This window comes from Streptomyces sp. NPDC048420, from assembly GCF_040651535.1.
Taxonomy (GTDB): Bacteria; Actinomycetota; Actinomycetes; order Streptomycetales; family Streptomycetaceae; genus Streptomyces.
Window position 1 is genome coordinate 365,698 of the sequence record NZ_JBEZKG010000007.1, and the last position, 12,153, is coordinate 377,850.

A 12,153-nucleotide genomic window follows, 5' to 3' on the forward strand; every position below is an offset into this window, starting at 1 on the left:
CAGACCGGCGCCGCGTCCCCGCGAGAGTGGCCGGTCCACGGCTCCCTCGTGCCGGGTCGGCCGGGGTGTCGGTGGGGGTCTTGCCGGTGCCGCGGCCAGGCGTCAGGCCGCTGTCGCCACCACGTCCGCGACCACGCAACTGACGTTGTCCGGGCCGCCGGCCGCGTTCGCGGAGTCGACCAGGGAGTGCACGGCCGCCTCGGGGGCGGGGGCGGCGGTGAGCAGGTCGCGGATGGCGGCGTCGGGGACGACGGCGCACAGGCCGTCGGAGCACAGGAGATAACGGTCGCCGGGCTCGGCATCGTGCAGTTTCAGATCCGGGGTGCCGGTCGTGAGCGCCTTCAGGAGCAGCGCCCGCTGCGGGTGGGTGACGGCCTCCTCCACGGTCAGCCGGCCCGCGTCGACCAGCGACTGCACCACCGTGTGGTCGTGGGTGATGCGGAACAGGGCCCCACCGCGCAGGAGATAGGCGCGCGAGTCGCCGATGTGGACCAGGGCGAGACGGGAGCCCGTCCACAGCAGGGCGGTCAGGGTCGTGCCGTTCTCCTCGGCCCCGGCGTCCACGCCCCGCACCGCCTCGCTCGCCCCGTGCACGGCGTCCTCCAGCAGGTTGAGCACGTTCCCCGCCGGGACGTCGTCGCTGTCCAGGAACCGCAGCGCCGCCACGGCCGCACTGCTGGCGGGCGCCCCCGCGGGGCCGTATCCGTCGGCGACCGCGAGCAGCCGGCCGCCCGCGTAGGCGGTGTCCTGGTTGGCGGGGCGGACCCGGCCGGGGTCCGAGTGGGCGGAGTAGCGCAGTTCGAGCATCCTGGTGTCCTTCCTCGGCGTCGCCGCCAGCTCGTCGGCGAGGAACGCGGCCAGATCCCGTCGTACGGCCGTCTCGGCCTCCACCTGCGCCCAGTACGCCCGGATCTCGTCGGCGGCGGCAGCGGGCGGCAGGGCGCACACCGTGCGGATCCTGGCCAACGGCATGCCGAGCCGCCGTAGCCACGCCACCTGCCGGGCCTGTTCCAGCTGGCCCGGTGTGTAGTAGCGGTAGCCGGAGTCCGGGTCCACGCGTGCCGGACGCAGCAGCTCCAGCTCGTCGTACAGCCGCAACGCCTTCGGCGACAGCCGGCTCGCCCTCGCGAAGGCACCGATCGTCAGCCATTCCATTCGGCTCCTCCGTTCCTCGTCGTCCCGATGGTGGGGCTTCACCGAGGGGGAAGGTAAATGGGTTGCCGCGGTTTCCTCCGCCACGGTTAGCCTGCCGGTCGAGCCGGAGCTGCAGCCGTACGAGAAGGGAATCCGCCGTGCCCCGAGTCGCCCTCGTCACCTACGACCCCCGTCCCGAGCCCCACCGCGACCGGGACCTGCCCGTGCTGGCGGCCGCGCTGCGCGAGGCCGGGGCCGAGGCGGACACCGTGTTCTGGGACGACGGTGACGTCGACTGGGCCGACTACGACCTGGCCCTCATCCGGTCCACCTGGGACTACAGCTGGCGGGCGGCCGAGTTCACGGCGTGGGCGGAGCGGTGCGGCAAGGCGACGCGGCTCGCCAATCCGGCGGAGGTGGTGCGCTGGAACACCGACAAGCGGTACCTCGGGGAGCTCGCGGAGGCCGGGGTGCCGGTGGTGCCGACCCGCTACCTCGCGCCCGGCGACCCGCTCGACCTCCCCGACGCGCACGAGTACGTCGTCAAGCCGACCTCCGGAGCGGGGGCGCGGTACGCGGCGCGCTACACACCCGACCAGCACGAGACCGCCGTACGACAGCTGCGGCGCATGCACGTCGAGGGGCTGACCGCGATGGTGCAGCCGTACATGCGGGGCATCGACGCGGGCGGTGAGCGGGCGTTGCAGTTCTTCGGGGGACGGCTGCTGCACGCCAGCCGCAAGCGGGCCGTCCTCGCCCCCGGTACGGCCTTCGACGCGGACAAGGTCGCCCATCCGGGCCTGGAGCCCTGGGCCCCGACCCCGGCCGAACTCTCCGTCGCCGAGCGTGCGTTGGCCGCCGTACCGGACGCTCCGGAACTGCTGTACGCGCGCGTGGACCTCGTCGACGGGGAGGACGGACAGCCGCATGTGATGGAGCTGGAGCTGGTCGAACCGAACCTGTTCCTGTTCCTGCATCCGGGGTCGGTGGGGCGGGTGGTGGAGGCGGTGCTGGCGGCGGCCATGCGGCGGTAGCGTCGAGCTCAAGTCGCCCGCGGGCAAACGCCGTTGCGGCTCAGCCGTCCTCCTCCGGCTCCCAGTCAAGCAGCCGTACCTTCGCCACCGTGCGGACATGGCGGCGCATCGCCGAGGCCGCCTGGCCGGGGCGCTGGAGGGCGATCGCGTCGAGGATCGCGCGGTGCTGGGCGAGGGAGCGCTCGGGGCGGTGCGGCTGGCGCAGGGACTCGGTGCGGCTCTCGGCGATCTGGTCGGCGATGGAGCGCATGAACTCGGCGAGCAGAGAGCTGTGCGCGGCCGCTGTCACCGCCGCGTGGAACAGGCGGTCGCCCTCGATGCCGTGGCCGCCGTCCTCGATCTCGCCGGCCATCTTCGCGAGAGCCGTTCGCATCGCGAACAGGTCCTCGTCCGTGCGGCGTTCCGCGGCCAGTTCGGCGAGCTTGGTCTCCAGGGCCTCGCGGGCGTCCAGGACGTCGGGCAGGCGTTGCCGCCGCTCGACCATCTTCTCCACGGGCTCGACGTCGAGGCTGTCCCGGACGAGATAGGTCCCGCCGCCGTGCCGTGCCTCGACCAGGCCCTGGACCTCGAGGACCACGATCGCCTGCTTCACGGAGGCCCGGCTGACACCGAGGCGGGTGGCCAGGTCGCGCTCGGGCGGGAGCCGGTCACCGGCCCGGAGCCCGGCCTCGGCGACGTACTGACGCAGCCGGTCGAGCACCTGCTCGTAGAGGCGTTGCTTGGTCATGGGGCGCAGGGCGTCGGTCACGGGTCCCCCTCTCGTTCGTCGGGAGAGTAACACCCCGTAACGCCCCCATAGGTGGCCAATTGGTCGAGTGGCTGAGCCAATTTTGCTCGCCCTCTTGACGTTCGGCACGCCCCGCACCACGCTAACCAGCCATCCCCATGTGGCTGAGTGGCTAAGTGGCTCAGCCAATTGACCAATCGCTCCGGGGCCCAACGACGGGAGCCCGTATGTCCCCCGAACTCATCTCGATCCTCGTCCTGGTCGTGGTGTTCGTCATCGCCACCACCCGTTCCGTCAACATGGGCGCCCTCGCCTTCGCCGCCGCCTTCGCGGTGGGCGAGCTCGTCGCCGACCTCGACGCGGACGGCATCTTCGCCGGCTTCCCGGGCGACCTGTTCGTCGTCCTCGTCGGTGTGACGTACCTGTTCGCGATCGCGCGGGCCAACGGCACCACGGACTGGCTGGTCCACGCGTCCATCCGGCTGGTGCGCGGGCGGGTGGCGCTGATCCCGTGGGTGATGTTCGCGATCACCGGCGCGCTGACGGCGATCGGAGCGGTCAGCCCGGCCGCGGTCGCGATCGTGGCGCCGATCGCGCTGAGCTTCGCCGCGCGGTACGGGATCAGCCCGCTGCTGATGGGCGCGATGGTGGTGCACGGCGCCCAGGGCGGCGGCTTCTCGCCGATCAGCATCTACGGCACGATCGTCAACGGCATCGTCGAGCGCGAGGGCCTGCCCGGCAACGAGGTGTTCCTGTTCCTGGCCTCGCTCGTCGTCAACGTCGTCATCGCGGGCGTGATGTTCGTGCTGTTCGGCGGGTTGAAGCTGTGGGCGCAGGGGGCGGTGCCGGTGGACGGGGCGACCGGGGCCACCGAGGGGGGCGGCAGTCCCGCCCAGCGCGACGCACCGACCGAAGGCACCGGCTCCACCACCCCCTCCGGCACAGCCCTCAGCGCCACCGGTACCGGCCCCGCCACCGGCCCCGCCACCGCCGTGTCCACCCGCCCCGAGGCCCCCGACACCACCCGCCTCACCCCCGCCCGGATCGCCACCCTCACCGCCCTGGTCGCCCTGGTCGTCGCCGTGCTCGCCTTCGACCTCGACGCGGGGCTCACGTCGATCACCCTCGCGGTGATCCTGAGCGCCGCCTGGCCGGAGGACAGCCGTAGGGCGGTCGGACAGATCGCCTGGTCGACGGTGCTGCTGATCTGCGGTGTCCTCACCTACGTCGGTGTGCTGGAAGAGATCGGCACGATCAAGTGGGCCGGTGAGGGCGTCGGCGGCATCGGCGTCCCGCTGCTGGCCGCCGTACTGCTGTGCTACATCGGGGCGATCGTCTCCGCGTTCGCCTCGTCCGTGGGGATCATGGGCGCGCTGATCCCGCTCGCCGTGCCGTTCCTCGCACAGGGTGAGATCGGGGCGGTCGGGATGGTGGCGGCGCTGGCGGTGTCGGCGACGGTGGTGGACGTGAGCCCGTTCTCGACGAACGGCGCGCTGGTGCTGGCCGCGGCACCGGACGTGGACCGCGAGCGTTTCTTCCGGCAGTTGATGATCTACGGGGGCATCGTGGTGACGGTGGTACCCGCGGTGGTGTGGCTGGTGTTGGTCGTACCGGGCTTCGGGTAGGAGCGACCGGCGGCCGCCCGCGGCAACCGGCCCGGCGGCCTCCGCGGCAGCAGAGCAACGACAGTTAAGGAGTACGACGCGTGTCCTCTCTCTTCCCGGCCCTGACCGGCGACTCGGCGGGGCGGGTCGCCCTGCGGTTCGGTGACCGCTCCCTGACGTACGCGGACCTCGCCGCTGCGACCGGCACGCTGGCGCGTCGGCTCACGCCCCACGACCGCGTGGCCGTCTGGGCGACAGCGGAACTGGAGACCGCGGTGGCCGTGGTGGCGGCGCTGGAGGCCGGTGTCGCCGCGGTGCCGCTCAACCCGAAGTCCGGGGAGCAGGAACTCGGGCACATCCTGAACGACAGCGCGCCGGGTCTGCTGCTCGCCGCACCGGGTGCCGAACTCCCCTCGGCCGTACGGCACTTGGAGCGCGTCGACATCGACGTACAGGGCACCGGCGCCGGCCCCGCCCCCGATCCCGGCACGCAGGACGACGCCCCCGCCCTGGTCGTCTACACCTCCGGCACCACCGGCCCCCCGAAGGGCGCGGTGATCCCCCGCCGGGCCGTGGCCACCACTCTGGACGCCCTGGCGGACGCCTGGCAGTGGACGTCGGACGACGTCCTGGTGCACGGTCTCCCCCTCTTCCATGTGCACGGCCTGGTCCTGGGCATCCTCGGCCCGCTCCGCCGCGGCGGCTCGGTCCGCCACCTGGGCCGTTTCAGCACGGAGGGTGTGGCCCGTGAGCTGAACGACGGCGCGACCATGCTGTTCGGCGTCCCGACCATGTACCACCGGATCGCCGAAACCCTGGCGCAGGACCCGGAGTTGACGAAGGCCCTCACCCACGCCCGGCTGCTCGTCTCCGGCTCGGCGGCCCTGCCCGTGCACGACCACGAGCGCATCGCGGCCGCGACCGGCCGCCGGGTCGTCGAGCGCTACGGCATGACGGAGACCCTCATGAACACCAGTGTGCGCGCGGACGGCGAACCGCGCGCCGGGACCGTGGGCGTACCGCTGCCGGGGGTGGAGCTGCGGCTGGTGGAGGAGGACGGGGCGCCGATCACGTCGTACGACGGTGAGACGGTGGGCGAGATCCAGGTGCGCGGCCCGAACCTGTTCACCGAGTACCTCAACCGTCCGGACGCGACGGCGGCCGCGTTCACGGCGGACGGGTGGTTCCGTACGGGGGACATGGCGGTACGTGACCCGGACGGCTACGTCCGGGTCGTCGGCCGGAAGGCCACCGACCTGATCAAGAGCGGGGGTTACAAGATCGGGGCGGGCGAGATCGAGAACGCGCTGCTGGAACACCCGGGCGTGCGGGAGGCGGCCGTGACCGGGGAGCCGGACCCGGACCTGGGCGAGCGGATCGTGGCGTGGGTCGTCCCTGCGGACCCCCAATCGCCCCCTCTCCTGGCCGAGTTGGCGGACCACGTGGCCCGGCGCCTCGCTCCGCACAAGCGCCCGCGGGTCGTCCACCACCTCGCCGCCCTCCCCCGCAACGACATGGGGAAGATCATGAAGCGGGCGCTGCATGCCTGAGCGCCTGTCCGCACGCGAGATCGTCGCGCTGGTCACCGACGACTTCGCCGAAATCCCGTACCCCGAACGGCAGTCGAAGCCCGACGGCCCGCTGGCCTGGCAGGGTTACGACGCCTCGCGCGCCCGCGCCGCCGAACGCACCGGCGAGTCGGAGTCCGTCATCTGCGGCACCGCGCATGTCGAGGGCACGCGAGCGGTCCTGATCGCCTTCGAGTTCGGCTACCTCGGCGGCTCGCTGGGCGAACGCACCGGTGACCGTCTGGAGGCGGCGTACACGTATGCCCGCGAACACCGCCTCCCGGTCGTCCCGTTGGTGGCCACGGGCGGCAGCCGTATGCAGGAGGGCATGCTGGCCCTCACCCAACTCCAGCGCGTGGCCCGCGAGTCGGCCCTCACCCGCGAGGCCGGCCTCGCCCAGATCGCCGTACTGCGCGACCCCACCACGGGTGGCGGCTGGGCCACCCTGGGCGCCGGCGCGGACGTGATCCTCGCCCTCCCTGGCGCGCAGGTCGGCTTCGCGGGCTCCCGGGTCCGGCCGCCGGACGCGGACCCGTCGGCGTACACGGCGGAGGCGCAGGTGGCGGCGGGGGCGGCGGACGGGGTCGTCAGGCCGGACGAGCTGCGGGCGGCGCTGGGGCGCTGGCTGCGGCTGCTGGGGAGGCGGGCGGTCGGCCCGACAGCCGCGCCGACCCACAGGCCCGCCACCGCAGCGCCCGACGGACACGCCGCGGTGCCGCAGGACGGAACCACTTCCGTACCGCCCGGCGAGAACACCGCGGTGCCGCAGGGCGGAACCACTCCCGTACCCCCCGGCGAGAACACCGCGGCCCCGCAGGACAAGCCCGCTGCAGCACCCCCAGACGGAACCACTCCCGTACCCCCCGGCAAGAACACCGCGGCCCCGCAGGACAAGCCCGCTGCAGCACCCCCAGACGGAACCACTCCCGTACCCCCCGCCGGACACGCCGCCCCGCCCGAAGACGGACGCGTGCCCACACCGCCCCGCGGAACACTGTCCGCGCCCACCCCCGCCCCGGTCCCCCCACCCCTCGGCGCCCCCACTCCCCCCGCCACCGGCTGGCACGCCGTCCAGCGCGCCCGCTCCCCGCAACGGCCCCGCGCCGAAAGCTACTTGGACGCCTACATCACCCACCGGGCCGCGATCTCCGGCGACCGCTGCGGCGGTACCGACCCCGGCATGCTCTGCGGCTTCGGTGAGCACGAGGGCCGTACCATCGCCTATGCCGCGCAGACCGGCACCGCGACCCGCCCCGCCGGCTACCGCACCGCCACCCGCCTGATCCGTCTCGCCGACCGCCTCGGCATCCCCGTGCTCACGCTCGTGGACACCCCGGGCGCGGCCAACGACGCGGAGGCCGAGCGGCAGGGCGCGGGCGCCGCGATCGCCGAACTGTTCACCACGGTGGCCGCCGCCCGCACCCCGATCACCACCCTCCTGATCGGCGAGGGCGGCTCCGGCGGCGCCCTCGCACTCGCCGCGCCGGGCGCCACGTACGCCACCCCGGACAGCTACTTCTCCGTCATCGCCCCGGAACTCGCCGCCGCGATCCTCAAGCGCCCACCGGAGGACACCGAGACCACGGCGGACCAACTGCGTATCCGGCCGCAGGACCTGGTGGAGCTGGGGGTGATCCGTCCCTGACGCGGCCGCCACTCGTGACCCCCCGTCACAACACTTACGCCACCTTTACGGGGTATAACAGACAAAACCCCCCATTCAGCCGCACCCCACCCGGCCCCCTAATAAAGGCGCCCCCTCCCCCACCCCCCGCACGATGCCACTAAGCCCGCCACCCGGCGGGCCGCACGGTCTGTGTTCTCGGGAGGACCCGCCATGACCGCCAGTCTGGAGCAGCTGCGTCGCTGCCACTTCGCCGTCGACCTGGGCGCGGCGCGGACGCGGGTGTACGTGAAGGGGGCCGGGCTCGTCGTCGACCAGCCGTCGGCCGCCGCCGTGAACACCAAGACCGGCGCGCTGATCGCGGTCGGTGAGTTCGCCGAGAAGATGACGGGTCGGACCCCCGACTACATCCGGGTCGTACGGCCCGTCTCCGGCGGCACCGTCGTCGACATCGAGATGGCCCAGCGCATGCTGCGCCACCTGCTCGGCGACAAGATCCGCCGCGCGCTGCGCCGCAAGCCCATCCTGCGGGCCGCCGCCTGCACCCCGCACGACGCCGACCCGCTCGCCCAGCGGGCCGCCATCGAGACCCTCGTGGGCCTCGGGGCCCGCCGCGTCGAGCTCGTCGACACCCTCATCGCCGCCGCGGTCGGCTGCGGACTGCCCGTGGAGCGCCCCGAGGCCACCATGATCATGGTGTGCGGGGCCGCCGCCACCCAGGTCGCCGTGCTGTCGCTGGGCTCGATCGTGACCGCCGAGCGCATTCCCGTCGGCGGTGAGGCCGTGGACCACGCGATCGTCCAGCACCTGCGTCACGAGCACGAACTGATGCTGCCCAGCCAGTCCGTACGACCGCTGCAGCTCGCCCTCTCCGGAAACGGCCTCACCTCGCAGGGCCCCGCCTCCACCGAGATCCACGGGCGGGACGTCGCCACCGGCCTCGCCCGTTCCGTGCAGGTCGACACCGCCGCCGTGCGGGACGCGATCGAGACCCCGCTGACCGCCGTCCTCGACGGTATCGGCCGGGTGCTGCGCAACTGCCCGCCCGACCTGGTGGCCGACCTCGCCGACCGCGGCATCATGATGGTCGGCGGTTCCGCCCTGCTCCCCGGCCTGGACCAGATGCTGCGGCACGCCACCGGGATGCCGGTGCACATCGCCGAACGCCCCGGCGTCTGCGCCGTACAGGGACTGGGGTACATGCTGGAGGGCAAGATCGAGCCCCTGTCTCTCGACCCGCTGGCCACCTGAGGCACAGGACAGCGCGGCCCGCGATCCACGCACCGAGGGACACCCGGCACAGCTCCCTCGACGTTCGCCTCGACATCAAGGGCGCCTCACACCGTTTCCAGCACACTGCCCTCCGGACGGAACCGCTCCATCCGCCTCGGCGGCACGATGCTCGGCAGCAGCATCTCCCACATGAGCGTGGTCTCCTCCGTCAGGTCGGCCCGCCCACTGAGGACTTGGGAACTGAGCTGCAGCCCGGTCCAGGAGCCGACGATCAGCCGCGCCACCCGGCCGGGGTCGAGGTCCGCCTTGACGTCCCCGCGCTGCTGCGCCTGGACCAGGCACTCCCGGAAGAGCTCGATCCACCGGGTGTACGGCTCGCTGACGATGCCCGTCTTGGAGCTCTGGTCGATGACCAGGCGGATACCGGCCCGCACCCGGACGTCGGCCACCAGCCGGCGTGCCATGGCGTGCACGATGTCGATGACGGTCTGCACCCCGGGCTTCGTGCCGTCGGTGACCGGCTCCAGGGCGGCGAACTGCTCGTCGATGAGGGCCTGCGCGAGCTCCTCCTTCGAACCGAAGTGGAAGTACAGCGCGCCCTTCGTCACCCCGGCCTCCCTGACGATGTCCCCCAGCGAAGTCCCGTGGTAGCCCTCGGCGTCGAAGGCGCGGGCCGCCCCGTCGAGGATGGCGGACCGGGTGACCTCCGCGCGTTCCTGCCTGACCATGCGTCCGTCCTCTGCCTGTGTCGCGACGAGCTCTCGGGATCAGTCTGCCTTCCCCGCCCACAAAAAAACCAACCGACTGGTACTTTTCTCGGCGGCCGGCAAAACACCGATCATCAGAGGGAGTTCACATGGCGGACAGGATCCGGGTGGGCGTCGTCGGCGCCCATGCCGAGCGGGGATGGGGTCGCAACATCCATCTCCCGGCGCTCACGGCGCTGGACGACTTCGAGATCACGGCGGTCGCCGGTACGACGCCGGAGTCGGCGCGGGCGGCCGCGGGAGTGTGGGGCGCGCAAAGGTCGTACGACGACGCACACGCACTGCTGACCGACCCGGACGTCGATCTCGTCACGGTCGCCGTCCAACTCCCCTCCCGGGACGGGCTGGTGGAGGCGGCCATCGCCGCGGGCCGCCATGTGTACAGCGAGTGGCCGCTGGCCCCGGACACGGCGACCGCCGAGCGCCTCGAGTCGGCGGCGCGGGCCGCCGGCGTACGGCATGCCGTGGGGCTGCAGAGCCGGCACCATCCCGAAGTGCGGCTGCTGCGGGACCTGTTGGCGCAGGGGCTGGTCGGCGAGGTGCTGTCGGCGTCCCTGCTGTACTCGCTGTCCACGGCCGAGGTGTGGTCCACCCGGTACGCGGCGCTGTTCGACGCGACGAAGGGCGTCAACCATCTCGCCGTGGTGGGCGGACACTCGCTGGACCTGTTCCAGTACGCCGTCGGGGAGTTCACCGAGGTGTCGGCCACCCTGGCGACCCGCATCGACCGGGTCACCATGGCGGAGACCGGCGAGAGGATCGAGGTGACCTCGCCGGACCAGATCGTGCTGGGCGGTCTGCTGGAGTCCGGTGCGGCGGCCTCGGCGCACTTCATGACGGGCGGTCCGCGCGGTGACGGCTTCCGGATCGAGGTGCACGGGCGGACGGGCCGGCTGGTCCTGGTGTCGTCCGACGACTCGCTGGTGGGCCCGCGGTTCACACTGACCCACGAGACGGCGAACGGCTCCCCCGCCCGGGAGGTCACCGTCCCGGACGCCTACCGGCCGCTGCTGGGCGACCCGTCGCCGGTCAGCAATGTCGCCCAGGTGTACACGGACCTGGCCCGGGCGATCCGTACGGGCGGTGAGTCCGGCCCGGACTTCTCCACCGCGGTCCGTACGCACCGACTGCTGGACGCCGTCAAGTCCTCGGCGCACAGCGGCAGTCGGGTGCGGTTGGGCTGAGCGCACGCGCGTCAAGGGGCTCCTGTCAACAGACGAACCAGCAGCGGACGGTGGTGCCTTCGGGCCCGGTGTACACGCGGACGAGGTCGGCGACGAGGTTGACGATGAGCAGGCCCCGGCCGCCCTGCCGGTCCCGGGAGGGCGGCCGGCGTCCTGCCAGCAGGTCGGTGAGGTGGCCCTTGTCGCGCACCTCGCACACCACGTACCCGTCCTCGGCCCACACCCGCAGGGAGCCCGAACCGCCGCCGTGCAGCACGCTGTTGGTGGTCAGTTCGGCGGCTGCCAGCGCCAGGTCGTCGAGCCGGGGCCGGACCAGCCCGAGCCGCGCGCCCGCTTCGGTGGCGAGGTGGCGGACCTCGCCGAGCAGGTCGGCGACGAAGGCGTGGGCCGGTACGCCGGGGGCCGGCGGCAGCGGTTCGTTGTAGCGGGCGTGCACGGCCTCGAAGTCGTACCGTCCGCTCTCCCGCTCCCGCCCGGAGTCGGCGTCGATGACCACGGGATGGGTGGCGTAGGCGTCGGCGACGACCTGCGGATCGAGGCGCCGGGTGTCGTACGGGCACAGGATGGTGACGTCACGGCCCTCGAAGGCCGCGTTGATCAGCGCCTCGTGCTGGACGCAGGCGGGGTACTCGGTGGCCGAGCGCCCGGCCCAGATCGGTTCGCCGACGATCCGCACCGGGATGCCGGGCGGCTGGGCGTCGGCGAAGGCGCGCAGCACGTTGGGGATGATCCGGCCGGGGTTGCGCCCGGCCTCCCGCATGTCGATGAAGCGCACGCCCGCGTCGGCACCGATCTCCGCCTTCAGCAGCCCGAGGTTCTCGGTGGGCACGGCGACGGCCACCGGTTCCCCGGCCGCGAGCGCCTTGCGCACGAACGGCACCACGCCGGCGAGGTACTCCCGCTCGTCACGGTAGAACAGCGCGGGATGGACGAACGGATCCGCTGATTCGGCTACGGCGTTCACTGCGGCGTCACCACGCTCCCGCTCACCGGAAGGCGGCGCCGTGACGCCTCGTGCCCGATGTCCACACCGACTCCCTAGTACTGACCGGACTCTCTCTCCTCCGATACGTCTCCCCTCCCGAAACGTCTCCCCGTCGATACCTGGACGAGACCGCGTTTACCCCCGGAGGGCGCCAGTCATTCCCCGAAGGGCCGGGTGTAGTCCTCGGCGGGCCGGGCAGGCGCACCCAAGCACCGCCCGGACCTCGCGCGGCCACACCCACGGCCCGGCCCGGGGACCGGCGGCGATCGGTGACTCAACGTCGTGACGACTGT

The 12,153-nt window shown here is 72.7% G+C and carries 10 protein-coding genes; 6 read left to right on the top strand and 4 right to left on the bottom strand.

The window, feature by feature from the left end; all coding sequences use genetic code 11:
- Nucleotides 1-102: 102 nt before the first annotated feature.
- Nucleotides 103-1,155, bottom strand: coding sequence for a MerR family transcriptional regulator (locus tag AB0D34_RS15190; RefSeq protein WP_362661563.1), 1,053 nt, complete (start codon nt 1,153-1,155; stop codon nt 103-105).
- Between the two features lie 137 nt (nt 1,156-1,292).
- On the opposite strand from AB0D34_RS15190, the gene AB0D34_RS15195 reads away from it, so the two are divergent.
- Nucleotides 1,293-2,168, top strand: a complete 876-nt coding sequence (locus AB0D34_RS15195; RefSeq protein ID WP_362661565.1) for a hypothetical protein — start codon at nt 1,293-1,295, stop codon at nt 2,166-2,168.
- A gap of 40 nt (nt 2,169-2,208) precedes the next feature.
- Here the strand turns inward: AB0D34_RS15195 and AB0D34_RS15200 are convergent, their stop codons facing one another.
- A complete protein-coding gene (locus tag AB0D34_RS15200) occupies nt 2,209-2,916 on the bottom strand; it encodes a FadR/GntR family transcriptional regulator (protein WP_362661566.1) in 708 nt (235 codons plus the stop codon).
- A 206-nt stretch (nt 2,917-3,122) separates the two neighbouring features.
- Here AB0D34_RS15200 and AB0D34_RS15205 point away from each other — a divergent pair, with 206 nt between their 5' ends.
- The 4 genes from AB0D34_RS15205 to AB0D34_RS15220 all read left to right on the top strand — a co-directional run bounded on the left by AB0D34_RS15205 (nt 3,123) and on the right by AB0D34_RS15220 (nt 8,942).
- Nucleotides 3,123-4,520, top strand: coding sequence for an SLC13 family permease (locus AB0D34_RS15205; RefSeq protein ID WP_362661567.1), 1,398 nt, complete (start codon nt 3,123-3,125; stop codon nt 4,518-4,520).
- Between the two features lie 80 nt (nt 4,521-4,600).
- Nucleotides 4,601-6,049 carry an acyl-CoA synthetase gene (locus tag AB0D34_RS15210; protein WP_362661569.1) on the top strand — a complete coding sequence of 483 codons (1,449 nt, stop codon included), beginning with the start codon at nt 4,601-4,603 and terminating at the stop codon, nt 6,047-6,049.
- Nucleotides 6,042-7,712 (top strand): carboxyl transferase domain-containing protein, encoded by a 1,671-nt coding sequence (locus AB0D34_RS15215; protein ID WP_362661570.1) that lies wholly within the window; start codon nt 6,042-6,044, stop codon nt 7,710-7,712. Before AB0D34_RS15210 ends, AB0D34_RS15215 begins: the two co-directional genes overlap by 8 nt.
- Before the next feature lie 192 nt (nt 7,713-7,904).
- A complete protein-coding gene (locus AB0D34_RS15220) occupies nt 7,905-8,942 on the top strand; it encodes a rod shape-determining protein (RefSeq protein WP_362661571.1) in 1,038 nt (345 codons plus the stop codon).
- Between the two features lie 86 nt (nt 8,943-9,028).
- Here the strand turns inward: AB0D34_RS15220 and AB0D34_RS15225 are convergent, their stop codons facing one another.
- On the bottom strand, nt 9,029-9,652 hold the full coding sequence (locus AB0D34_RS15225; RefSeq protein WP_362661573.1) for a ScbR family autoregulator-binding transcription factor: 624 nt from the start codon (nt 9,650-9,652) through the stop codon (nt 9,029-9,031).
- 128 nt (nt 9,653-9,780) lie between these two features.
- Here AB0D34_RS15225 and AB0D34_RS15230 point away from each other — a divergent pair, with 128 nt between their 5' ends.
- Nucleotides 9,781-10,875, top strand: a complete 1,095-nt coding sequence (locus AB0D34_RS15230) for a Gfo/Idh/MocA family oxidoreductase (RefSeq protein WP_362661574.1) — start codon at nt 9,781-9,783, stop codon at nt 10,873-10,875.
- A 25-nt stretch (nt 10,876-10,900) separates the two neighbouring features.
- Here AB0D34_RS15230 and AB0D34_RS15235 read toward each other — a convergent pair whose 3' ends face one another.
- Nucleotides 10,901-11,839 (bottom strand): anti-sigma factor RsbA family regulatory protein, encoded by a 939-nt coding sequence (locus AB0D34_RS15235; protein WP_362661576.1) that lies wholly within the window; start codon nt 11,837-11,839, stop codon nt 10,901-10,903.
- Nucleotides 11,840-12,153: the final 314 nt, after the last annotated feature.